Source organism: Nesterenkonia sp. LB17, from assembly GCF_022565915.1.
Classification (GTDB): domain Bacteria; phylum Actinomycetota; class Actinomycetes; order Actinomycetales; family Micrococcaceae; genus Nesterenkonia.
The window spans coordinates 662,537-686,730 of sequence record NZ_JAJOYX010000002.1 but is presented as its reverse complement, the minus strand read 5'-3'; the positions used below and the strand labels follow the sequence as shown (position 1 = coordinate 686,730).

Genomic DNA, 24,194 nt, shown 5'->3' with positions numbered 1-24,194 from the left:
AGAACCGCCCGTTCAATATGTGACACTGCCGCCGTGAGAGAATGGCCAGCATGGCTGATCACACTCCGGGCACAGACGCGCCCGCCACCGAGACCCTTTCCACAGACGCATCCCACGGCACCGCCGCGCGCAAGACCCCCGTGGTCCCGGACCGCCCGGCGCTGGAGGGCCTCGAGGAGAAGCTCCACACCGCCTGGCAGGCCGAGGAGATCTACCACTTCAACGAGGACACCGAGCGCGCGGATGTCTACTCCATCGACACTCCGCCGCCCACCGCCTCCGGGGCGCTGCACGTGGGGCACATGTTCTCCTACACGCAGACCGACGTGATGGCGCGCTTCATGCGGATGTCGGGCAAGAACGTCTTCTATCCGTTGGGCTGGGACGACAACGGTCTGCCCACCGAGCGCCGGGTGCAGAACTACTACGGCGTGCGCTGTGACCCCGCGCAGCCCTACGACCCGGACTACACCCCGCCGGAGAAGCCGGCCAAGAACCAGCGCGACTGGGACGCCATCAGCCGGGCGAACTTCATCGAGCTCTGCGAGACACTCACCGTGGAGGACGAGAAGATCTTCGAAGATCTCTTCTCCCGGCTGGGCCTCTCCGTGGACTGGCGCCAGACCTACCGCACCATCGACGACGATTCTCGCGCCGCCTCCCAGCGCGCCTTTCTGCGCGACATCCATGCCGGCAACGCCTACACCGCCCAGGCGCCGACTCTGTGGGACATCACCTTCCGCACCGCAGTGGCCCAGGCCGAGCTGGAGGCCAAGGACCACCCCGGGGCGTACCACCGCTATCCCTTCACCGTGAAGGACACCGGTGAGCAGGTCTTCATCGAGACCACCCGCCCTGAGCTTCTGCCCTCCTGCGTGGCCCTGGTCGCGCACCCTGACGATGAGCGCTACCAGCAGCTCTTCGGCAAGACCGTGATCTCCCCGCTCTTCGGCGTCGAGGTCGAGGTCAAGGCGCACGGACTGGCACAGCCGGACAAGGGCTCCGGGGCCGCCATGATCTGCACCTTCGGCGACATGACGGACGTGACCTGGTGGCGTGAGCTGCAGCTGCCCACCCGCGCGCTGATCGGCCGCGACGGCCGCTTCTCCCGCGAGACCCCGGAATGGATCAGCTCCGCCGAAGGCCGGGCGAACTACGAGCAGCTCGCCGGCAAGACCGTGCATTCTGCCAAGGAAGCCGTGGTGGAGCTGCTCAAGGCCGCCGATCTGCTCGACGGTGAGCCGAAGAAGATCACCCACGCGGTGCACTTCTACGAGAAGGGCGACAAGCCGCTGGAGGTCGTGACCTCGCGGCAGTGGTACATCCGCAACGGCGGCCGCGACGCCGCCCGCCGGGAGAAGATGGTCGCCCGCGGCAAGGAGATCTCCTGGCACCCGGCCTTCATGCGCTCGCGCTACGAGAACTGGGTGGAGGGCCTCAACGGTGACTGGCTGGTCTCTCGGCAGCGCTTCTTCGGCGTGCCGATCCCGGTCTGGTACCCGCTCAACGCCGACGCCGAGCCCGACTATGACAACCCGCTGCTGCCCGAGGAGGCGCTGCTGCCGGTGGACCCGGCCTCGCAGGTCCCCGCCGGGTATGAGGAGTCCCAGCGCGGCGCCGCCGGCGGCTTCATCGGCGAGGCCGACGTGCTGGACACCTGGGCCACCTCGGCGATCACCCCGCACATCGCAGGCCGCTGGGAGAAGGACAACGACTTCTTCAACAAGGTCTTCCCCTTCGACCTGCGCCCGCAGGGCCACGACATCATCCGCACCTGGCTCTTCGCCTCCGCGGTCCGCGCGAACTCGTTGAACGACTCCGTGCCGTGGACCAACACCGCGATCTCCGGATGGATCCTGGACCCGGACCGGAAGAAGATGTCCAAGTCCAAGGGCAACGTGGTCGTGCCCACCGAGCCGCTGGAGCAGTTCGGCTCTGACGCGGTGCGCTACTGGGCTGCCTCGGCCAAGCTCGGCGCGGACACCGCCTACGAGGTCGCGCAGATGAAGATCGGTCGACGGCTGGCGATCAAGCTGCTCAACGCCTCGAAGTTCGCACTGAACCTGGGCGTGACCGAGGCCCACATCATCACCGACGACGCTGGAGCCCAGGTCCTCACCGAGCCCCTGGACCGCGCCCTGATCGCCGAGCTGCGCACCGTGGTGGAGCAGGCCACCAAGCACTTCGCCGACTATGACTACGCCCGGGCGCTGCAGCTGGTGGAGTCATTCTTCTGGTCCTTCACCGACGACTACGTGGAGCTGGTCAAGGATCGCGCCTACGGCTCACGCGGCGAGCAGGCGCAGGACTCGGTGCTGGCGGCCCTGGCCACCACGCTGGATTCGCTGCTGCGGCTCTTCGCTCCGGTGCTGCCGTTCGTGACCGATGAGGTCTGGCGCTGGTGGCGCATCGGCTCGGTGCACTCCACCCAGTGGCCGGAAACCTCCGGGCTGGAATCCGTGCAGGGCTCGGCCGGGATGCTGGACTCCGTCGCGCAGGTGCTCTCGGGTCTGCGCAAGGTCAAGTCCGAGGCCAAGGTCAAGCAGCGCACCGAAGTGATCACCGCCAAGGTCTTCGCGCCGGAGCGGACGCTGGCCCACATCGACGCGGCGATCGCGGACGTGCAGGCGGCCACTCGGGCGCGCTCCCTGGAACTGGTGGTTCAGTCCGAAGCCGTGCAGCACGTGGTCGTCACCGACGTGGAGCTCGTCGAGGAAGAGCAGCCCGCCCAGGTCTGACGCTTCCGCGAAGTCAAGAAATCGTAGAGCCATAGCCGATCATCGGGCTATGGCTCTACGATTTTGGCGCAGCTCTAGGATGATTCGACCACCGAGACTTCTGCCCCAGGACGTGTATTCTCTGCACAGGCAATGTCAAGCTTTCGTGGTGGGAGTACTCAGTTTGAACAGGTCTCTTCTAGTTCCAGCGGTTTTGATCGGACTACTCGCCAGCAGCGGTTGTGCGTCCGCGTCTTCTCCGGCGAGCGACAGCTGGGTCGACGCGCGGGTGGTCGATGTGATCGACGGTGACACCATCCGCGTCGAATATGCCGGTGAACGCCACAGTGTTCGGCTGCTCAACATTGATACCCCAGAGACGAAACACCCAGATCGTGGAGTGGAGTGTCTGGGTCCCGAAGCATCGGAGTATCTGAACGAACTGCTGGCGCCCGGCGACTCTGTCCGCCTCGAATTTGATGAGGAGCGCACGGATCGGTACGACCGGGTGCTCGCCGGAGTGTACAAGGGGGATGAGCTCGTCAACGCAGCCATCGCAAGAGCCGGGTTCGGCATCGCGGTCTACTTCGCACCCAATGACAGATTCCTTCCACCGGTGCAAGAGGCGCAGGCTGAGGCTGAATCTGCTGGTCGAGGCCTCTTCGACGATTCGCTGCCCTGCACAGTTCCAGCGCAGGTGCAGGAAGCGCTCGATGGGGTGGTCGGATTGGCTGCCGAACCTCCCGAGGAGTATGAGGCTCTGAAAGAGTCAGCTGCCGCCGCGGCGGCTGCCTTGCTCCTCGTCGACGCGGCCCGGGACCTGATACTTTCCCTGGACGCAGACGAGCCGGGAGTCCACCACCGCGCGCACGGTGCTCACCTCGACTTATACGAGGAGCGCCTCGATAGGGCGATCACTGCGGTCGAGCAACGAGTCTCCGAGGACGAAGCCGAGATTCAGCGTATTGATGAGGAGCGAGACGCTGAACGAGCCGCCGCGGAGCAGGCTGAGGCTGACCGTGAAGCGGAAGAACAGCGGCGTTCCGCGGAGCAGGCTGAGGCTGACCGTGAAGCGGAAGAACAGCGGCGTGCCGCGGAGAGTCGCGAAAGAGAGAAAGCTCAGCCTCCCGCGGCTCCGCAGCCAGCCCCAAGCCAGGCTCCTCAGCCTGCCCCGGCACCACCACCCAGGCAACAGCCGGCCCCGGCCCCGGCGCCAGCCCCTGCACCGACACCGGCGCCAGCACCTGCACCGGCACCTGCGCCGGCGCCTGGGCCCGCACCGCCGCCACCGAGCAACGGTTCTCCCGGGGGCGGTGGCGGAACACCGAACCTTGGACCGTCGGACCGACCCGCCGGGTATACCCACCGGGAGGAACCGACCAGTTACACCGGACCGCGCTGTTTCCTCCCCGGTGGCAACTGGTGGAAGCCGTGCTGACTCTGCGCACCGAATACTTGAGTGACTTTGCCTGCGGAGGGCGAGAAATCATGGAGCTACAGCCGATCGTCAGGCGATAGCTCGACGAGTTCTGCGCTGCTGTGCGATTATTCGACCCATCTGGGCTGGGCAGCCCGACCGGTCAGTCGTTCTCCTCGGTCACGGTGCGGATCTCCAGGACGCCGTCGAGCTCCTGGAGTGCTTCGAAGAGGTGTTCCCGGCCCACGCGCTGGGTGCGGGTGAAGGTCATCGTGGCGTCCACCGCGAACCCATCGCCGACCTCGAGCCGTCGGGTACGCACCAGCCGGGTCTCATAGCCCCACTGAGCCGCGGCGCCGAGGATCTCGCGCAGGATCCCGCGACCGTCTGCGTAGCGCACGATATAGCGTTCGGAGCGGTCGTGGCGGGGGAGTCGGCGGACCAGGTTCGTCACCACGGTGACCGAGAGCAGGTAGAAGACCACGGTCAGCCCAGCGATCACCGGCATGCCGGCCCCGCAGGCCATCCCGACGGCGGCCGTCACCCAGATCGACGCCGCGGTGGTCAGCCCGGAGACGACGTTCTGCCGGACGAAGATCACCCCTGCGCCGATGAAGCCGATCCCGCTGACGATCTGCGCGGCGATCCGCGACGGGTCCAGGACCACGTCCCCGCCGATGAGGTGCGAGAACCCGTAGGCGGAGACCAGGGTGAACAGGGCCGAGCCCATGCCGACCAGGATGTGGGTGCGCGCTCCGGCGGACTTCTGCCGGATGTCACGCTCGATCCCGATGGTCGCGGACATCAGGAACGCGAGGGTCAGGAGCAGAATCTGCGTCGGGGCCGTCTCCGGCCAGACATCGATGTTCATCACCGGCTCCTCTCGAGATCCCACATCACCCTATAGCGCCGTCGTCGCGCGGCACAGTCCTGCCGGGGGCCGCCCCAGGGCAGGGCAGCCCCCATGGGGCGGCCCTGCGTCCAGACTCAGATGATGTCCTGCCCGGACTCGCGAGCCTTCTTCCAGTCGGCGAAGAAGGCGTAGCCGATCACGCCCATGACCGCGAGCACGATCAGCGGCCACATCAGGGTGTAGAGGGTCATCGCAAGGGGGCTCATCGGGTGTCTCCCACTGTTGTCGGTTCAGGGTTGGCGGTGCTGGCAGCATCTGCGGGGCCGGCTGCCGCGTCGTCGTCGAAGTTGCCGGTCCGCTGCGCGATCAGCGCGAAGTCGAACTCGGCGTTGCCGCGCACCGACATCGCCCAGCAGACGATGGTGCTGACCGCATAGGCGACCAGCGAGGCGCTGAGCGTGGCGTAGTCGTGCAGGAAGCCGATGACGAACGGCGCCGAGACCACGGCGGCGATCACCGCCACCACCTTGGCGACCTTCATTCCGAAGAAGCCGAAGCACATCAGCCCCAGGATCACCGCGATGCCGACCACCGAGAGCAGGTCCACGAAGATCCCGACCGCCCCGGAGAGCGGGAACCATTCGAAGCGCACCGGCACGAAGCAGGCCAGCGCCGCGAGCACCGAGACGGTGAAGGCCTTGTTGGTGACCTTCTTCCAGTAGAAGCTGGCCAGCACCGGGAAGACCAGCGCGCCCCAGAGCGCGCCGACGAACACCAGCAGGTCCAGGATGCTCAGCTGCAGGCTGGCGAAGCTCACCGCCGCGGCGGTGGCCAGCAGCATGGTCACTCGGCCTACCAGAAGCATGGTCTGCGGGTTGGCCTTGGCCTTGCCTGCCACGTTCTGCCCGTAGACATCGGCCATCATGATCGAGGACATCGCTGAGAGGTCGGAGTCAGCGGTGGAGGAGAGGGCGCCGATGATCATCACGAAGAAGATCGCCAGCAGCGCCGCGGGCAGGTAGCTCGCCGCCATCTCGGGAATGATGTTGTTGACGTCGCCGTCGGTGGGTTCGAAGCCCAGGTAGAGGGCCATCACGCCGAACATGCCCACCCCGATGACCATGGCGCCATAGCCGATGGTGGCGGTGATGAAGGTCGGCTTGATCAGATCCTCGCGCACGGCGAAGAGCCGCTGGGCGATGGTCTGGTTGCCGATCGCGTAGGCGAGCACCGCCGCGATATAGGGCGCGCCCTGATTCAGGAACGCCTCGCTGGAGAAGAAGCTCTGCTGCTCGGGCGAGAGGTTCTGCGCGCCGGTCTCGAAGGCGGACGGGAAGTCCGCGGCGAAGAAGATGAACGGGATGATCACGGCCACGGCCCCGAACATCGCCATGACCTGGATGAAGTCGGTGAGCACCGAGGCGCGGAAGCCGGACCACAGCGTGTAGAGCAGCACCCCGGCGGCCACGGTGAGCACGCCCTGGATGAAGGTGAACGGAGAGAGCATCGCGATCAGCACCCCGCCGGCGATGAAGTTCGACATCAGCGAGATCAGGCTGCCCACCACATTGGAGCCCGCGAGCATCAGCTGACTCGAGCGTCCGTGCCGGGCGTACATCACCTCGGCGATGCTGTGCGCCCGCGGCGCCACCGCGCGGATCCGCTTGCCGAAGGGGTAGATGAACAGGATCATCAGCGCCCCCCAGAGCCCGTAGTGGATGGGCCCGGAGATCCCGTAGGTGTACCCGGCCTCGGCGGAGGCGTACATCGACGACGCCCAGATCCAGGTCGCGGTCATGGACGCCGCGGAGATCCCGAAGCCGATCTTGTTGCCGGCCGTCATGTACTGGTCAGCGTTCTCCTTCTTCTTCCTGATCCGATGCGAGACCAGGTAAGTCCCCCCGTAGAAGGCCACCAGCAGCAGCACCACCGTGATGGCGCCGAACTGGACTGCGCTTGATTCGTTCACGTCGTATGTTCCCCTCGTTGAGTATCAGTCGTCTCGCTGCATTCACTCGTCGTCACATCCGCCTGGCGCCGCATTTTTGGGCGCGCACAGGCAAGGCATCGCGTGACGCCGCATCGTGCTTCAACGGATCCGTGGCCGCGCTCTGAGCTCATGACGCGGGCCTGTTCTCAGGCCTCGGCGGAGCTGGTGCAGATGGCGCGGGACGGTGTCCCCTCGTGGCGGCCGGGCCGCACCCTCATCCATCAAAGGGGGTGAACCAGGCCACAAGCAGTAGACCGTAACACACTGCCTATTTCACTCGACCGTTCCCGGTGCCCGGGGCACCGGCCCCGGATGGCCCCTCAGGCACGGACCCAGTAGACTGAACACCAGCAGCTTTGACCCGGCCATCACCGGTGAGCTTCCGGTAGAACCGGTCCCGCGGCATCACCTCCGCGGCGCCTCAGTAGAGCCGGACGGGTAAGCCCGTCACAGCAGTCATGGAGAGGCCCGACGACGGCGCGTCCTCAGCTCCTTCACGGAGCAGGGACGGCAGGCGTGGGGCAAGCAAGGTGGTACCGCGCCCGGCAGGCGTCCTTGTGAGTGCGTCAGACCATCGCTCAGCACCACAGCAGGACGGACCTCCATGACCGAGAACAACTCTCCCGTGTATCCCCGCGCATCAGCCGCCGAGTCAGGCGCACGTCGGATCCCCGCCTCCCCGCGCTTCCCGAAGATCGAAGAGCGCGTGCTGGCGCAGTGGGAGAAGGACGGCACCTTCCAGGCCTCCATCGACAACCGGCCCACCGAGGACGCCTCCGGTGAGGCCAACGAGTTCGTCTTCTACGACGGTCCGCCCTTCGCCAACGGTCTGCCGCACTACGGTCATCTGCTCACCGGCTACGTCAAAGACCTCGTGGCGCGTTACCAGACCCAGCGCGGCTCCCGGGTGGAGCGGCGCTTCGGCTGGGACACCCATGGGCTGCCCGCCGAGCTGACCGCCATGAAGGAACTCGGCATGACCGACAAGGCCGAGATCGAGGCCTTCGGCGTGGACAAGTTCAACGACGCCTGCCGTGCCTCAGTGCTGAGGTACACCGGCGAATGGGAATCCTATGTGCACCGGCAGGCCCGTTGGGTGGACTTCGAGAATGACTACAAGACGCTCAACGTGGACTACATGGAATCGGTCATCTGGGCCTTCAAGCAGCTGCACGAGAAGGGCCTGACCTACCAGGGCTTCCGCGTGCTGCCGTACTGCTGGAAGGACGAGACCCCGCTGTCCAACCACGAGCTGCGCATGGACGACGACGTCTACAAGGACCGCCAGGACCCCTCGGTCACCGTGGCTTTCCCGATCACCGGAGGCGGCGCGCACGGCGACGCCCTCACCGGGGTCAACCTGTTGGCCTGGACCACCACACCCTGGACCCTGCCCACCAACTTCTCCGTCGCCGTGGGTCCTGAGGTGGAATACGTCGTCGTCCAGGCACCCGCAGATTCCGCGCTGCCCGGCCGGCACCTGATCGCTGCCGAGCTGCTCGGCGCCTACGCCAAGGACCTGGGGTTCACCGACGCTGAAGCCACCGACGTGCAAGCCACAGACGTGCAAGCCTCCGAAGCGGTGCCTGCCACCGCGGCCGAGGCGGCAGCCGCCGCCGTCGTCGCCCGCTACCAGGGCACCGAGCTGGCCGGGCTCGAGTACGCGCCGCTGTGGGACTACTACACCGACGCCGAGACCTGGGGCACCGAGCACGCCTTCCGGGTGCTGGTGGAGGACTACGTGACCACCACCGACGGGACCGGGCTGGTCCACCAGGCCTCGGCCTACGGTGAAGAGGATCAGCGCTCCTCCGAGGAGGCCGGGATCCCGGTGATCCTCTCCGTGGACGAGGGCGCCCGGTTCCTGCCGATGTTCGCCCAGCCCACCCCCACGGGCAAGACCCCGCTGGCCGAGATCGCCGGGGTCCAGGTCTTCGAGGCCAACCGCACCATCATCAACGAGCTCAAGACCTCCGGGCGACTGGTTCGTGAGGCATCCTATGTGCACTCCTACCCGCACTGCTGGCGCTGCCGCACCCCGCTGATCTACAAGGCGGTGACCTCCTGGTACGTGGCTGTCACCCAGGTCAAGGAGCGGATGCTCGAGCTCAACGAGCAGATCAACTGGATCCCGGGCAACGTCAAGCACGGCCAGTTCGGCAAATGGCTGGAGAACGCCCGCGACTGGTCGATCTCCCGCAACCGCTACTGGGGCAGTCCGCTGCCGGTCTGGGTCTCGGACGATCCGGAGCACCCGCGGACCGAGGTCTACGGCTCGCTGGAGGAGCTCAAGGAGGCCTTCGGCGACTACCCGCGCAACGCCGAGGGCGAGCCCGACCTGCACCGGCCCTGGATCGATGCGCTGACCCGCCCGAACCCCGACGACCCCACGGGCGCCTCCACGATGCGCCGGGTCGAGGACGTCCTCGACGTCTGGTTCGACTCCGGCTCGATGCAGTTCGCCCAGGTCCACTACCCCTTCGAGAACGCCCAGTGGTTCGCCGATCACCACCCGGCGGACTTCATCGTGGAGTACATCGGGCAGACCCGCGGCTGGTTCTACACCATGCACGTGCTGGCTACCGCGCTCTTCGACCGCCCGGCCTTCACCAACGTGATCAGCCACGGGATCGTGCTGGGCTCCGACGGCCAGAAGATGTCGAAGTCGCTGCAGAACTACCCGGACGTCTCCGAGGTCCTGGACCGCGACGGCTCCGACGCGATGCGCTGGTTCCTGATGTCCTCGCCGATCCTGCGCGGCGGCAACCTGGTGGTCACCGAGGAGGGCATCCGTGAGAGCGTCCGACAGGTGCTGCTGCCGATGTGGAACGCCTGGCACTTCTTCGGGCTCTACGCCAACACCGCCAACCAGGGCGCCGGCTACCAGGCCAAGTCCGTGGGGGCCGACGACGTCGCCAGCCCGCTGGACCGCTACATCCTCGCCGCCACCGGTGATCTGGTCCGCGAGGTCACCTCCTCGCTCGACGCCTACGACGTCTCCGCCGCGTGTGAGTCGCTGCGCCGGTTCTCCGACACGCTGACCAACTGGTACATCCGCCGGTCTCGGGCCCGCTTCTACGCCGAGGACTTCGCCGCCTACGACGTGCTCTACACGGTGCTGGAGACCTTCGCCCGGGTCTCGGCTCCGTTGCTGCCGCTGATCAGCGAGGAGATCTGGCGCGGCCTGACCGGGAAGCGCTCGGTGCACCTGGCCGACTGGCCAGACCCTGAGGACTATCTGCGCGACGAGCGTGCCGTGGAGCTGATGGAGCTCACCCGTCTGGTCAGCTCCGCCGGGTCCTCGCTGCGCAAGCAGGCGAATCTCCGGGTCCGCCAGCCGCTGGCCAAGCTCTCCGTGGCCGTGCCGCAGGCTCAGGCGCTGGAAGGCACCTACCAGCAGATCATCGCCGATGAGCTGAACCTCAAACAGGTCCAGCTGCTCGACGCCGCGCAGACCGATGCGGCGGACTTCGGCATCGGACAGCAGCTGGTGGTCAACGCCCGCGTCGTCGGCCCCCGACTGGGCAAGCAGGTCCAGCAGGCCATCAAGGGCGCGAAGTCCGGTGACTGGTCGGTCGAGGCCGGCGTGGTGACCGCTGGAGGGTTGGAGCTCTTCGATGGTGAGTACACTTTGAGCACCACGGTCTCCGAAGAGCTCGGCGAGAAGGCCGTCACGGTCCTGGACGGTACGGGCGGCTTCCTGGTGCTGGACACGGAGCTCAGCGAGGAGCTGATTGCCGAGGGCACCGCCCGGGACCTGATCCGCAGCATCCAGCAGGCCCGCAAGGACGCCGATCTGCAGGTCTCAGACCGGATCGAGACCACGGTCACGGCGTCCCCGGCCATCGTCGCGGCGCTGGAAGCCCACCGTCAGCTCGTCAGCGAGGAGACCCTCACGGTGGATCTGCACCCGGTCGCCTGCGAGAGTTCAGCCGAACCGAGCATTCATGTGTCCGTCGTCGAAGGAGCTCGAGCATGAGCGAAGACCTTGATCAGTTCTCAGTGGCCAGCGTCTACGCGGAGCTGCTCTCGCGCGCACCGGAGAACAAGATGGAACCGCGGATGCAGCCCATGGTCGAGGCCATGGACCTGCTGGGGGAGCCGAACCGGACCGCGCCGGTCATCCACATCACCGGCACCAACGGCAAGACCTCCACCGCCCGGATGATCGAGGCCGGCCTGCTCGCCCACGATCTGCGCGTCGGGCGCTACACCTCCCCGCACCTGACCTCGGTGACCGAACGGATCTGCCTCGACGGCCAGCCGGTCGACGACGGCACCTTCGTGCGGATCTGGGACGAGGTGCGCCCCTTCATAAGCCTGGTCGACGCGAAGCTGGCCGACCGCGGCGAGGTCCCGCTGACCTACTTCGAATGTGTCACCATCCTGGCGTTCGCGGTCTTCGCCGACGCCCCGGTGGATGTCATGGTGCTCGAGGTCGGCCTCGGCGGCATCACCGACGCCACCAATGTGGCCGACGGATCGGTCAGCGTGGTCACCCCGATCAGCCTGGACCACACCGACCTGCTCGGCGACGACGAGCGCGACATCGCCCTGGAAAAGTCCGGCATCATCAAGTCCGACGGGTTCCTGATCTCCGCCGCCCAGGTCCCGGCCGCGGCCGATGTGCTGCTCGCCGAGGCGCGGGCCAAGAATGTGCCATACCGCTTCGAAGGCGTGGAGTTCGGCGTCGAATCCCGGGTGCCTGGGGTAGGGGGTCAGCAGCTGACCGTCTCCGGCCTGGCCGGACGCTACCCGGACATCCTGCTGCCCCTGCACGGGGCGCACCAGGCGCAGAACTTCGCCGTGGCGGTAGCCGCTCTGGAGGCGTTCATCGGCGGGGGAGACCAGGAGCTCAACATCGAGAACCTGCGCCTGGCCGCGGAGAACATCAGCGCCCCCGGACGACTCGAGACCCTGCGCACCGGCCCGAGCATCATCGTCGACGCCGCGCACAACCCTGCCGGGATCACCGCCAGCGCGCAGGCGCTCAAGGAGAGCTTCGGGCTCTCCCGACTGGTGCTCGTGGTCGGGATCCTGCAGGACAAGGACGCCCGCGAGATGCTCACCGCGCTGTACAAGGAGTATGAGGGTCTGGTCGAGGACATCTGCTTCACGCAGTCCACCTCCCCGCGGGCCATTCCCGCAGGACAGCTCGGAACACTCGCGCTCGAGGTCGGCTACGCCGAGCAGGACATCTACGTCACCGAACGCCTCGACGACGCGATCGACTGGGCGGTGGGGCGCGCCGACGAGGCCGACCCGGGCCTGATCGGCGGCGTGCTGATCACCGGATCGATCACCCTGGTGGGTGAGGCCCGCACGCTGCTGGGAGCACCCGAGGGAACATGAGTCAAGACCCCGAGTCGAGCGGCGAACCAGAACCAGTTCAGAGAACCCCGCAAGAACCAGCACCCAGCACGAGGCAGGAGCAGAGGATGCCCAAGCAGACCCGCGCACAGCGCGAATGGCGCCCCGGACAGGTCAAGGCACCACGATCGGTGAAGACGCTGTTCGCCTCCACCGTGCTGTGCCTGGAGGCAGTGCTGATGTTCTTCTTCAGCCTCATGGCCTGGGGGTTGAACCAGAACGAGTGGTACGCCTGGTGGCTGCTGGGCGGCTCGCTGGCCCTGGCGGTGGTCCTGATCTTCACCTGCGCCATCCTGCAGCGCCGAGGCGGCTATGCGTTCGGCTGGGTGCTGCAGTTCGTGATGCTCTTCGGCTTCATCGCGGTGGCGCTGGTGACCAGCGAAGGCCTGATCGTGCCACTGGCAGCGATCCCCGGCGTGGCCTTCATGGCCTGCTGGTGGTACGCGCTGAACAAGGGCGATCAGCTTGACGACGAGAAGCTCGACAGATTCCGGGCCGAAGAGGCCCTGGCAGAGAACCCGACAACTGAGGAGCACAAGAATGACTGAACGTACCCTGATCCTGGTCAAGCCCGACGGTGTTGAGCGAGGTCTGACCGGTGAGATCCTGCGTCGGGTGGAGGCCAAGGGCTACCGCGTCACCGCGCTGCAGCAGCTCAGCGCCAGCACCGAGCAGCTGGCGCAGCACTACGCCGAGCACGAGGGCAAGCCCTTCTACCAGCCGCTGGTGGACTTCATGCTCTCCGGCCCGGTGGTCGCCGCGGTCGTGGAGGGTGAGCGCGTCATCGAAGGCTTCCGCTCCCTTGCCGGCACCACAGAGCCGACGACGGCGGCTCCGGGCACGATCCGCGGAGACCTCGGCCGGGACTGGGGCGAGAAGGTGCAGAAGAACCTGGTCCACGGCTCCGACTCGGTGGAGTCCGCCGAGCGCGAGATCGGCATCTGGTTCAGCTGAAGGGGAGTAGGCGCTCGGCGTGGTTGAGCAGCTGAGCGTGTGATTGGACCGAAGAACGGCGGCTTTGGGGATGTGGATCCCTGGGCCGCCGTTCTTGCACGTTCAGCGATTGCGGCCCGTGCCGGCCTTCTTGGGGCGGGTCCCAGTGGTGAAGTCGATCTGCATCCGATCCAGCCGGAGCCGGGTACGCTCATACACCACTTTTGCTGCGCGCATACGGCCATTGGCTTTGTGCGAGGTGTACTCCTCATACTGGTCACACACCCATTGGGGGTCGCCGTCAGCGAGCATCTCACCCTGCTCGATCCAGATCACACGCGTACACATCTGCTTGATGGTGCCCAGTGAGTGAGAGACCAGGAAGACACAGCCGGCGTTGGAACGCACCTCATCCAAGCGCTCCTTGGTGCGCGCTCGGAATTGTGCGTCTCCAGTGTTCAGTGCCTCATCGATGAGAAGAATGTCCGGGTCGACCGAGGTCGCGATGGCGAACTGAAGACGGGAGGACATGCCAGAGGAATAGGTCTTCAACGGCATCTCGAGGGCGTCGCTGAGCCCGGAGATTTCCACGATCTGATCGTATTTCGCCGCGGTCTGCTCGGGAGAAAGTCCCATGGCCAGGCAGCCGAGGCGAATGTTCTCTCGGCCGGAGATCTCTTTGACCAGGGCGGCATTGACGCCGAGCATCACAGGGGTCGAGGTGGCGTAAACCTCACCGCTGGTCGGGCGGACCTTACCGGTGAGCAGCTTCATCAGAGTGGACTTACCGGAGCCGTTGGTTCCGATCACGCCGACCGATTCCCCGCGATTTACGATGAAGCTGAGGCTCGAGAGGGCGTGGACCTCGGCCCAGCCAGCGCCTGTGACGCGCTTGATCCCTCGAGCTATGCGCCCCGAAGACTCGTGCTTGTCCGATGAAGAACGGACACGATAGGTCATCGACGCATCGTCTACCACGAGACAAACATTCTCGGGCTTGACGGTCCGGATCACAGGGGTTTGCTGGGTGAATGGATGGTCGTCTCGGGTCTCGGTTGCGTCTCCAGCGTTGTCATCGAACTCAACTGCGAGATCTTCAGCGATCAGATCTGCTTCAGAAGCTCTGCTGCGACGAGATATGTAAGGAGTTGACGTCGTCATCGTTCCTTTCCGTAGCTCTCCTCGCCCTGCCAGAAGATCAAGAACCCGATGAGCAAGGAGCCTACAGCCCATGACGCCAGCACGATCCAGCGGGCCGGGTCTGCGAAGCCGTCATACAGCCACGCATGCCTGATGATGTCGAGCACGCAGAACAGGGGATTCAGGTTCATGACCGTCACCAGCCAGTCCGCGCCTATGTTGGACCACCGCTCTGGGGAGAAGAACACTGCGGAGGTGTAGAAGAGGATCCGTGTTCCGAAGCCGATCACGTGCTTCACGTCGTTATGTGCATTCACAGCGCGAGCCAATGCCAACGACCACCCAAGCATCACCATCAACGCCAAGCCGATGCAAGGGAAGAAGAGCAACCAGTGCCAGCTCAACGCGGTCGGGATGGACGCCGCGCCATCGAGCTTCATGTCGCCAATAGTCAGAACCAGCAGCGCCATGACGAAGAACATCGGAAGGCTGGAGAAGAGCTCTCTCACGGTCGTCGAAATGACAAGACAGGCTCGAGGGAAGTTGAACGCCTGAACAACCTTCTGGTTGCCAGCGATGGCATTCGACCCGCCTGAGACTGCAGTCGTGAAGAACCGAAACGTAAACACTCCGATGATCAGGTACCCGATGAAGTTATCGATTCCTCGACCGGTCTGTAGCAACAGCCCAAAGATGAAGAAGTACGCGCACCCCATGAACATCGGGTTCAGGATCATCCAGACTCGGCCCAGGGAGTCGTAGCTGTTGGCCGAAGCGACTCGGGAGTGTGAGTCGTAGTACAAGAAATGGCGGAAGGACCAGATCTCGCGAATATAGCCGAAGAGCCGGGGCCGGGCACCGACGCGGATGAGCCCCGTGCCATCGAGCTGGGCGACTCTGCCCCTTTCGCCAGGTTCCGGGGTCTCATCGGCGCGCTCTAGAGCAGGTGCGGCCATCACTGACTTCCTTTCTGATGCCTCAACCGGGCGGGTGCGCGATTTCATACTCTGAGCCAAAGATTCTGGATCTGCCACTGAGCGGTGCTGAGACTTGAGACCGACCGAGCGCGAGTCAGTCTATCAGCGCACCTTCTTCTTCCCTGGGTCAACTTGCCTGGGAGGCGAAGAGTTCCGGAACCGATTTCTGGAGCGCGCGTTCGAGGTGGGGAACCATCGTCTCCACGTATTCGTTCGTCAGATGGTGGCTGTCTCGGTAGACCAAGACGTTGCCGATGACCGCTGAGCACTTCTGCTCGGGGCAGAAGTGTTCGGTGAGGTCAAGGATGTAGGTGTTCTCCGGGAGGTTGAGCTGGCTCAACGGATCTACGTCGGCGTACTTGCCGAACTCTGGGGCGCAGGAGAGCTCATCCCCGCCATCTGCCAAGCAGTCCGGGATATTCTCCTCGGTGCGGGGAGTGCCGCGCATGAGAAGAAGATGACTCCCGGTGTCGGTGATCTGTTTCCAACGTTCCTGCGCGCCGTGGTGGATCTCTTCATTCCCGTTTTCTCGGGGGATCGCCGTGCCGGGTGTGACCACCAGATCTGGCTCCCGTTCGGCCAGCACCTCTGGGAATTGGTCGTTCCAGTCATCGCAGGTCGAGGTCTCCGCGGGGTCATTTGCGCGGAAGACACATCCGCCCTTGGTCGACACCAGGACCTCCCAGTTGTGCTTCTCGGCCAGGATGATCCACGCGTTGTGCCAATGTCCCGCGTGCGAACCGCCTGCAAGCATGATCGTCTGGGCGGGTTCCTGCGGCTGTGCGGCATCTTCGCAGACCAGGACCTCTCCAGTACCGGGCTGATCGCCGGTGGGCTGGTGACAGTCGGTCCGGGCATACTCGGGCACCCGGCGGGAGATGCCGCCAAGCTCGGGATAGAACTCAACGTCTAGGGCGGATTCGTCGGCCTGGATGATGTCAGCACCCGGATAGAGCAAGCGGTCCACGCCCGCCATCGCCATCCCGTCCTCCTGGGGAGCGGTGGTCATCTGCACATAAGTCGTAGTTGTGACCCCGCCGATGACCAGAGTGCCGGCGGCCAGGGAAAGCGTCACGAGCCCCGCCTTGCGGGCCGGTCGCTCAGGGGAGCGCCTCGCACGAGCGAGCGGCTCTTCTACGAAGCGGAAAGTCAGCCAGCCCAGCAGGAGCGAGACGGCGAGCAGGATCGCTGCGTCCACGAGGGAGAGGGCGGGGGCGTCCCGGAATTCCAAGGTGAAGATCAACAGCGGCCAGTGCCAGAGAAAGAGGCCGTAGGCAATATCGCCGAGCCTGGTGAAGGGGGCCCTGGCCAGCAGGCCGGCGGCGGTGCCGCGATGCACTGGGTTCCGGTCCGACTCTCCGGGCGATGACGAGGCGAAGATCAGCGCTATGCCGGCCAACGGCCAGAGCGCCCACGGACCCGGGAAGAGCGCGGCCCCGTCCAGGACGAATCCACAGCTGACGACGAGCGCAAGCCCCAGCCATCCCGCGAGGGTTCGCAGTCGAGCAGGCAGCACGAGCCTGGCCCCGATAAGCGCCATAAGGCCGCCGAATCCAAGCTCCCAGATGCGTGCCTGGGTCAGAAGATAGGCCTCCTGCTGGTTTTGCTGCTGGACCACGATGGCCGTCGTCAACGAGGCCGCCATGAGCAGGCCGATCAGCGAGGCCATCGTTACGGTGAGGGAGAACCTGGTCCGGCGTGCGAGCCAGACGGCGAGCAGCGCCACGACGGGCCAGACGAGGTAGAACTGGCCCTGCACGGAGAGGGACCAGAAGTGTTGGAAGGGGCTCGTCTCGGCTCCGGCAGCTTCGTAGGAGAGCTGCGAGCGGATGAGCTCGATGTTCTCGAAGTACAGAAGCGATGCTCGAGCCTCGGTGAGAAGCTGTGCGTGCTGGGTGAGCGGCAGCAGCAGCAGCCCCCCCAGGGTGGTCACGGCAATGACCAGCGCCGCGGGAGCGAGGATTCTTCGGGCCAGCCGCGCAAGGTAGCGGATGAGGTCGATGCGCCCGGTGGTGCCCACCTCGCGCAGCAGCATGGCGGTGAAGAGAAAGCCTGAGATAGCGAGAAAGATGTCGATGCCACCGGAGACCCGGCCCGCGCCAAAGAGGTGAAACAGCACCACTCCGGCGATGGCGAGCCCGCGCAGGCCGTGCAGCTCTGGTCGGTAGCGGCGCTCCGGAAGATCCCAGCGGGATACGGCCGGTCTTGCGACGGCGCGCGGATTCAGGTCAAGAGGCTTTCGGGGCATAGTGGCCTAGGCTACTGGAGTGCATTCCAGGCCGACTGCTTCGGCTCATCTATACTTACCGTCGATTTCGTAACCTGACCGGCGACCACATTAAGGAACCTCCCACCGTGAGTTTTGTCCGCCCGCTAGCCGGCAAGATCCGCAGTCTGACGAAGATGCAGTGGACTGCAGTAACGGTGTTCGTTTTGGCTGCCGCCGTAGCCCTGATTGGGTCAACCGCCGACGTTTTGAGCATGGTGGTTCTCGGATTGCTCCTTGGGCTCGCGGTTCTTCTAGCTGTCGAGATATTCGGCTTCCGACAGCTGACGAGACGGATAAACCGCAGGCTAGACCGCGTTGCTCCTCGTCGGATGGGGCGACAGCCTTCGTTGGAGCGGCAGGAACAGGCACTCGAGGCAGACGAGGTGCTGCACCAGTGGGCAGCGGAACTACGCTCAAGGCCCGATCGCCTTAATTGGTTCATCAGGCTTGCGCGTGAAACGCGATCCCGAGGATCTCGAGAGGTGCTGGCGCTGAGTGCCACACACGGGGCCTATGGCTATCGCACTTTGATGAAGCTCGCGGAACAGGCCCTTCTTCATCCCGAGAACCTCGAAGAGCAGGCTGCGTTGAGACGCGCCCTGTGGCGACCGGGATTCTTCGGGCTTGCGCGCGTTCTCTACAGTCAGCGACTGAGCGAATGGGATCTGAGGAATTGCCTCACTCTCTACGAGCTTGCCAACCGCATCTACAACATCGATCGGCACTTCGACGGCGTCGACCGTTCCTTATACTCGGACCTTCTCACGTGGAATGCGCAGTTTTCTCGTGCGGATGAGGTGTTGGACTATCGAGAACCAGTCGAATGGCGCGCGTTCTCGCAAAGATTTCTTCAGCTCAATGCAGTCAACCCAAATGTCACAGGGTTGCCTCACAAGAAGGGTGAATGGCTGGCCCGCCTGAACGAACGATTCACCGAGATCGGACTGGCACCGTTGGATTTCGAAGAGGGCGACAGTCCTTCGTTCGACAAGATCCGAGTGCGTGCTCAGCCTCTCGAGGAACCGGATCTGCCGCTTGTCTCGATCATCATGCCGATCTACGAACCAGATGCCTCCACAGATGTTGCCATCCAGTCGCTTCTGAATCAGACATGGACCAACATCGAGGTCTTGATCATCGACGACGCCTCACCGCAGTATTTCGAGGATGGGACTTCGACGCCGTATCGGCAGCAGCTAGAAGCTTGGGCCCGGACGGATTCTCGTATCCGACTGACCTTCTGCGAGCAGAACCGTGGGGCGTACGCCGTTCGAAACGAGGCATTCGCTTCGGCTCAGGGCGAATTTGTCACTGTGGCGGACAAAGATGATTGGCATCATCCACAGAAGATCGAGCGTCAAGCACGAGATCTCCAGGCACACCCCCGAAAGCACGCCAACATCGTCAACTGGGTTCGAGTTGACGAAGACCTCAAGTTCCTCGTCCGGTGGGGTCCTGATCGAGTAGTGCATCCCAGCTTCGCGTCGATCATGTATCGACGTGTTGAAGTCATGGAAAAACTCGGCTACTGGGATGCTGTGCGGAAGTCCGCAGATGGGGAGTATCGGACAAGATTTGAGATCGCCTTCGGCGAGAAGCTGGTCGCCACTGATCATGTCCCCATGGCGTTCTCTCTATTGGGTGACGGGAATCTGACGAGCAACGACTTCGGTTTGGGCTACCGGCATCCTGATCGAGAGATCTACCAGGATGCCTACGGTGATTGGCACAAGCGCATTCGAAGCGGGGCATCTCCGTTCATGCCTGAAGATCCCGGTGACAGAAGATTCGTGGGACCGACGTCATTCTTGCCGGAACGCGATAAGAGTCACGTACCGCACTACGACGTCATCTATCTTTCGGAATTCGGGCTTCAGGGAGGCAACGCTCTCACACTCGAACGTGAGATTCGCACTGCCTTGGACTCCGGGCTCAAGGTAGGAATCGTCGCCCTTCAGAACGGATTGATACCGAGCGCATCTAAGCGCAGGATAGTTCCAGTGTTGGAACGTCTCTTCCTCGACGGTTCCGTAGACAGGTTGACACTGGACCGAGTTGCGACTGCAGAGCTGATGCTCATTCACTGGCCCACAGTGATGCAACTCTTGCCCGCAGCCGAATCAGCCATACAGCCGGAGAGGATTGTGGTCGTCGCAAATCAGCTGCCTGGCCTCATGTCACAGAGTCGCCAGAGTTACGACGCCGCGGACGTCTCTCGAAACTGCGGCGAGATCTTTGGACAGCACCCAGTCTGGGCGGCCCAGTCGTCCTTCATCTACGAGGCTTTGCGTGCGATGTTGCCCAGCACTCAGCTCTCCAAAGAACTCTGGCTAGGCATCGCGCCCAAAGATGGACCGACGCGTGTTCCCGACTTTGGAAATCGACCAATCTTGGGACGTCCGATGGATGAGGAGGAACGGAACTGGCCTAAGACCAAGTCGGCACGGGAGTCGCTCCTGCCGACCAACGGATCTGCTGAAGTTCTTCTCGAGGGTCGCCCGGAACTGATGGTCCGAGAGCGTATTCTCGCGGAACCGCTGGCCCCGCTGGGTTGGACCATCGAGTATCCCTCTCCCGAAGGACCGAGCGCATATCTGGGTCGGATCGACTTTTACCTCGGACACACCCGTGACTCGGCCGATGAATCGACCGAACCCTACATCGTCGAAGCAATGCGGCAGGGAGTAGTCTGCATCCTTCCGCCCCGGCTGCGAGGACAGTTCGGTGAGGCAGCGATCTACGCCGAGCCGCGCGAAGTGCCCGAAGTTATTGACAGTTCGTGGAATCCTCAGGAGTACGTCGCGCAACAGGAACGTGGTCTGGCGTTCGTCCAGTCACATCGCACTGTCAGCGACTACCTGCACCGGATCGGGTGACGCACTGATTCCGAGCACTATGGCAGTCCGCATATCATCACCGGAGGACCGTTGACGAGTTCGATCGTGGAAGTGTCCCGAGAGGTGCGCGTAGCGTTTCGTCGAGCCCAATCAAGAAGCAACTATTTGGAGAACAATGAGCGCCCCCCAACCGGCTAGCAGAGCACACGCCGCAGCACGAGACCATCGGCCCTTGAGCGTCTTGGGCGTTGCCATCCGTTGGAAGTCCCAGCGAGCTTCAGCTGTGTTCGAGTTGGAGACGCGTGATGGAACCGTGTCTTTGGAGCTGCGCACCAACGAGGCTGGGGGAGCCGAACTCATTGCTTTTGGCGAGTCCGACTCCAGCGAACGCTTCCTCCGGAACACGCTTCTGGGTCAAGCCCTGCTGGTGGCTGAGCCTCGTGAGCACCACGTCATTGAGCACTTCTCTGAGACAGCGTCTTCGCGGACGGTCTTGGACCGCGTTGCGGGGTGGGCTCAGTTTCTCATCTCGGAAAGCTCAGCTCTTGAGCTGCTCAAGGCGGGCAAGGCGCATCCAACGAGGAACCCCGTCGCCGGATTCTGGTGGGACAAGCGCTCGAACTTCGGAGACTCTATCGGTCCCTGGGTAATCTCGGCGTATTCCGGCCGGCCGACGGTCAACGCTCGATTCATGAAGGTCCCGGGACGCACGTTGGTCAGCGTGGGTTCTGTGATTCAAATGATCAAGCGTCCGAACGCTGACATCTGGGGAAGTGGACTCATCCGTGAGATCAACGAAAAGCATCTGCACGATCTGACGCAGCTCAAGGGCGTTCGTGTGCATGCGGTCAGAGGAAAGCTCACACACGCCCAACTGACATCACAGCTGGACTGGGATGTGCCAGAGGTGTTCGGAGATCCGGCTCTGCTGCTTCCGCGTGTATACACACCGACTGTCGAGAATGTCGGAACTTCCGGCGTGTCGTTCGTTCCGCACTACTCACATCGGAAATGGCTGGACTCCCTCTCTACCGACGGTGTGAGCGTGGTCGACGTGCGGAATGACCTGACCACAGTGATCGATCAGATCGCAAGCTCCGACATCTGCGTCTCTACATCGCTGCACGGACTGATCATTGCCCAGGCGTTCGGCGTGCCTTGGGTGTGGCTGAACGTCACAGACGAAGCGCTGGCTGGCGCACGCTTCAAGTTCGATGACTACTTCTCCACGCTCGACGCCTCGGTTGTTGCGGAACATCAGATGGTGTCGACTGAGCTCGAGACCCTCGAACTCCTGAAGGTGAGCAAACAGGCAACCCTGCCTCGTCTGAGTATCGATCTCGATGCCCTCGAGGCGGCGCTCCCCATCACGGGGCCACGTAGTACAGAACCCGCGATGCCCAAGGCCAAAGTGAAGTTTTCCTGGTCCGGATACCCGTTGCGTACTCGTCTCAGTGCTCGCGGGAACGACTTGGGACTTTTCGGCAAGCGAGTGGTCAGGTCCGGACAGCGCCGCATCTCAAAGATGTTCAGTGAGAAGTGACGTCACGGCCTCTAGGCCTGGAGCGGAATCCAGCTTTAGCGGGAGCGATACAGCTCGGCTGCAGGAACAGCAACTAGTCCGCGGTCTTCCCGGGCGTCGATTCCGCCCAGAACTTCATGGTCTCCGGGGGCTGGCCATCCTCGGCGTCGTGTTGTTCCATCTTTTCGGAGCAGGACGGGTTTCCGGTGGAATCGACATCTTCCTGGCAGTCTCCGGTTTCCTCTTCACTGCGATGCTCCTTAGGGAAGCTGCCGAGACTGGTGGACGAATCGACGTGGGTCGGTACTTGTCTCGACTTGCTCGAAGATTGCTTGCACCCGCAGTGCTGGTGATTGGCGTCACCACTGTGGTCGGGTTCTTCGTCATGCCCGTGACCGATCGTCTCCAGCTCTTGGCTGAGGCCAGAGCTTCGCTGCTCTACTTCGAGAATTTGGAGCTGCTCAGGGCGCAGATGTCCTATGAGGCTGCGGGGGCTGGCACCAGCCCCTTCCAGCACTTCTGGTCGCTCTCGGTTCAAGGTCAGTTCTACCTTGTCTGGCCGGTCGTCGCGATCCTCGCCGTGTGGATCGCCAAGCGGGTTCGGCGATCGGCCACAACGATCATGATGCTTCTGGTGGGCCTCGTTCTGGTCGCGTCCCTCATCTACGCCATCTACATGCAGACCATCAGTCAGGACCAGGCGTACCTGATGACACGCACTAGGCTGTGGGAACTCGCTTTTGGTGGTCTCCTTGCGTTGCTGGCCGCAAGAATGACAGTGCCCGCAGTCATCCGCCCCTTAGTCGGTTGGATCGGCTTGGGATTGGTCCTTACCGCAGGCTTCGCCCTCGATGGTGCGCAAGTCTTCCCCGGGCCCCTCGCACTGTGGCCGCTTGCCGGATTTGCGTTCATCATCATCTCGGCGGGACCAGCCGGGGCTGCACTCGACCACCCCTGGACGGCGGCAAAGTTATTGTCGGCGCGGTTGCTGGCGTGGATTGGTGACCTTGCCTACGGCCTCTATCTGTGGCACTGGCCGTTGCTGATCTTCTATCTCGAGATTCGCGATTATCCTGCGGTGGGTGTCCGAGGTGGTCTGCTCTTGTTCTTCCTGTCCTTGTGTCTTGCCTGGCTCACACATCGCTTCGTCGAGACGCCGATCGGGATAGCCAAGGCCCTGCCTCAGTGGCGCCAATTGGCGGTGGCCGGCGGTGGCATTGCTGTCGGTGCTGCGGCGCTCTCCGCAGTGCTGCTCTTCACCAGTCCACCAATCCCCGACGGGTACACCATGACCGGGGTGGATTCCGAACAGTATCCGGGCGCAGACGCTATCGAGTCGTCGGTGATCAAGCCCGTTCCAGCAGCTGAGATCTACCCGGCCTTGGACTCCATTGCGCAGGATCAACCGACGTATCACCAGTGGGGCTGTCGCCAGAAGGTGGGCAATGATCCCGGCTCTGGCGCAGTGCTAGTCTGCGAGGATCTGAATAAGCCCGAGAATCCGAGCGCCACTGTCATGCTCGCGGGTGGATCTCATGCTGGGCAATGGCACCACGCATTCTCGCTGCTCGCTGAGCAGAACAACTGGGAGCTTCTTGTGGTGGACAAGAGCGGTTGCCGGTTCGGTCCGTTAGAGGATCCGGAGAACAACACCTGTGACCAGTGGAATCGGGACTTCGTCAAGGTTGTCCAGGAGCGGTCACCGGATCTCGTGGTGACTCCAGGAACGGTTGCCTTCCAGAGTGGCCCGAAGGAACATATCTGGGACGGGGCCCCTGATCGCTGGGAGGAGATCACTGAGACGGGTACTGACTTGCTGCTCATGCGCGCAACGCCCCGCCCGGAACAGGACGCTCCTCAGTGCCTGGCCTCGGGCAAATCACCGTCCGAATGCGGACCGGATTTCAGCGTCTTCGAGGACCAGAACCCTCTAGAGCCTTATGGTCAGCAAGACTCGATCCATACGGTGGATATGACGGATCGCATCTGTCCTGCCCAGGAGTGTCCAGCCGTCATCGGAAATGTAGCTGTCTACCGAGACGACAGCCACTTGACGAACGCCTATGTTGAGACGCTGGCCCCATACCTGGACGAGAAACTTCAACGACAGATTCCCGATCTCTACTAATCAAACTGAGCTGAAATGCGCGGGAGACCACAGCGTGGGCT

15 protein-coding genes are annotated in these 24,194 nt (G+C 63.7%); 9 read left to right on the top strand and 6 right to left on the bottom strand.

The genetic code is table 11. The features are described 5' to 3' along the window. Nucleotides 1-50 precede the first annotated feature (50 nt). Nucleotides 51-2,738 carry a valine--tRNA ligase gene (gene valS / locus LTH96_RS06810; protein WP_241464964.1) on the top strand — a complete coding sequence of 896 codons (2,688 nt, stop codon included), beginning with the start codon at nt 51-53 and terminating at the stop codon, nt 2,736-2,738. A gap of 112 nt (nt 2,739-2,850) precedes the next feature. Continuing rightward, nucleotides 2,851-4,155 carry a thermonuclease family protein gene (locus LTH96_RS06805; RefSeq protein ID WP_241464963.1) on the top strand — a complete coding sequence of 435 codons (1,305 nt, stop codon included), beginning with the start codon at nt 2,851-2,853 and terminating at the stop codon, nt 4,153-4,155. A gap of 142 nt (nt 4,156-4,297) precedes the next feature. Here the strand turns inward: LTH96_RS06805 and LTH96_RS06800 are convergent, their stop codons facing one another. The 3 genes from LTH96_RS06800 to LTH96_RS06790 form a co-directional block, all read right to left on the bottom strand. Further along, nucleotides 4,298-5,005, bottom strand: a complete 708-nt coding sequence (locus LTH96_RS06800; protein ID WP_241464962.1) for an MgtC/SapB family protein — start codon at nt 5,003-5,005, stop codon at nt 4,298-4,300. Nucleotides 5,006-5,121: 116 nt separating this feature from the next. After that, a complete protein-coding gene (locus LTH96_RS06795; RefSeq protein ID WP_241464961.1) occupies nt 5,122-5,253 on the bottom strand; it encodes a putative transporter small subunit in 132 nt (43 codons plus the stop codon). Continuing rightward, complete coding sequence (locus LTH96_RS06790) at nt 5,250-6,956, bottom strand: sodium:solute symporter family protein (RefSeq protein ID WP_241464960.1); 1,707 nt, start codon at nt 6,954-6,956, stop codon at nt 5,250-5,252. Before LTH96_RS06790 ends, LTH96_RS06795 begins: the two co-directional genes overlap by 4 nt. 625 nt (nt 6,957-7,581) lie before the next feature. On the opposite strand from LTH96_RS06790, the gene ileS reads away from it, so the two are divergent. The 4 genes from ileS to ndk all read left to right on the top strand — a co-directional run bounded on the left by ileS (nt 7,582) and on the right by ndk (nt 13,301). Beyond that, the gene (gene ileS / locus LTH96_RS06785) at nt 7,582-10,956 is read left to right on the top strand and encodes an isoleucine--tRNA ligase (protein ID WP_241464959.1); all 3,375 of its coding nucleotides are present in this window, start codon (nt 7,582-7,584) and stop codon (nt 10,954-10,956) included. After that, complete coding sequence (locus LTH96_RS06780) at nt 10,953-12,329, top strand: folylpolyglutamate synthase/dihydrofolate synthase family protein (RefSeq protein WP_241464958.1); 1,377 nt, start codon at nt 10,953-10,955, stop codon at nt 12,327-12,329. The genes ileS and LTH96_RS06780 overlap by 4 nt, the downstream gene beginning before the upstream one ends. A gap of 86 nt (nt 12,330-12,415) precedes the next feature. Beyond that, entirely contained in the window at nt 12,416-12,895 is a 480-nt protein-coding gene (locus LTH96_RS06775) for a DUF4233 domain-containing protein (RefSeq protein ID WP_241464957.1), read from the top strand. Beyond that, complete coding sequence (ndk, locus tag LTH96_RS06770; protein WP_241464956.1) at nt 12,888-13,301, top strand: nucleoside-diphosphate kinase; 414 nt, start codon at nt 12,888-12,890, stop codon at nt 13,299-13,301. Before LTH96_RS06775 ends, ndk begins: the two co-directional genes overlap by 8 nt. A 102-nt stretch (nt 13,302-13,403) precedes the next feature. Here ndk and LTH96_RS06765 read toward each other — a convergent pair whose 3' ends face one another. The 3 genes from LTH96_RS06765 to LTH96_RS06755 form a co-directional block, all read right to left on the bottom strand. Next, nucleotides 13,404-14,441 carry an ABC transporter ATP-binding protein gene (locus tag LTH96_RS06765; protein WP_241464955.1) on the bottom strand — a complete coding sequence of 346 codons (1,038 nt, stop codon included), beginning with the start codon at nt 14,439-14,441 and terminating at the stop codon, nt 13,404-13,406. Next, on the bottom strand, nt 14,438-15,376 hold the full coding sequence (locus LTH96_RS06760; RefSeq protein ID WP_241464954.1) for an ABC transporter permease: 939 nt from the start codon (nt 15,374-15,376) through the stop codon (nt 14,438-14,440). The genes LTH96_RS06765 and LTH96_RS06760 overlap by 4 nt, the downstream gene beginning before the upstream one ends. A 148-nt stretch (nt 15,377-15,524) precedes the next feature. Further along, entirely contained in the window at nt 15,525-17,645 is a 2,121-nt protein-coding gene (locus tag LTH96_RS06755; RefSeq protein WP_241464953.1) for an acyltransferase family protein, read from the bottom strand. A 107-nt stretch (nt 17,646-17,752) separates the two neighbouring features. Between LTH96_RS06755 and LTH96_RS06750 the strand changes: the two genes are divergently transcribed. The 3 genes from LTH96_RS06750 to LTH96_RS06740 all read left to right on the top strand — a co-directional run bounded on the left by LTH96_RS06750 (nt 17,753) and on the right by LTH96_RS06740 (nt 24,153). Next, entirely contained in the window at nt 17,753-20,542 is a 2,790-nt protein-coding gene (locus tag LTH96_RS06750) for a glycosyltransferase family 2 protein (protein WP_241464952.1), read from the top strand. A gap of 280 nt (nt 20,543-20,822) precedes the next feature. After that, entirely contained in the window at nt 20,823-22,046 is a 1,224-nt protein-coding gene (locus tag LTH96_RS06745) for a polysaccharide pyruvyl transferase family protein (RefSeq protein ID WP_241464951.1), read from the top strand. Continuing rightward, nucleotides 21,958-24,153: an acyltransferase family protein gene (locus LTH96_RS06740; protein ID WP_370644407.1), complete on the top strand. Its 2,196-nt coding sequence runs from the start codon at nt 21,958-21,960 to the stop codon at nt 24,151-24,153. The genes LTH96_RS06745 and LTH96_RS06740 overlap by 89 nt, the downstream gene beginning before the upstream one ends. Nucleotides 24,154-24,194: the final 41 nt, after the last annotated feature.

Bases quoted from the DNA above. Each gene is read 5' to 3' on its own strand.
- ileS (WP_241464959.1), top strand. From the start codon at position 7,582: ATGACCGAGAACAACTCTCCCGTGTATCCCCGCGCATCAGCCGCCGAG.
- valS (WP_241464964.1), top strand. From the start codon at position 51: ATGGCTGATCACACTCCGGGCACAGACGCGCCCGCCACCGAGACCCTT.
- LTH96_RS06800 (WP_241464962.1), bottom strand. From the start codon at position 5,005: ATGAACATCGATGTCTGGCCGGAGACGGCCCCGACGCAGATTCTGCTC.
- LTH96_RS06780 (WP_241464958.1), top strand. From the start codon at position 10,953: ATGAGCGAAGACCTTGATCAGTTCTCAGTGGCCAGCGTCTACGCGGAG.
- LTH96_RS06775 (WP_241464957.1), top strand. From the start codon at position 12,416: ATGCCCAAGCAGACCCGCGCACAGCGCGAATGGCGCCCCGGACAGGTC.
- ndk (WP_241464956.1), top strand. From the start codon at position 12,888: ATGACTGAACGTACCCTGATCCTGGTCAAGCCCGACGGTGTTGAGCGA.
- LTH96_RS06795 (WP_241464961.1), bottom strand. From the start codon at position 5,253: ATGAGCCCCCTTGCGATGACCCTCTACACCCTGATGTGGCCGCTGATC.
- LTH96_RS06755 (WP_241464953.1), bottom strand. From the start codon at position 17,645: ATGCCCCGAAAGCCTCTTGACCTGAATCCGCGCGCCGTCGCAAGACCG.
- LTH96_RS06765 (WP_241464955.1), bottom strand. From the start codon at position 14,441: ATGACGACGTCAACTCCTTACATATCTCGTCGCAGCAGAGCTTCTGAA.
- LTH96_RS06760 (WP_241464954.1), bottom strand. From the start codon at position 15,376: ATGGCCGCACCTGCTCTAGAGCGCGCCGATGAGACCCCGGAACCTGGC.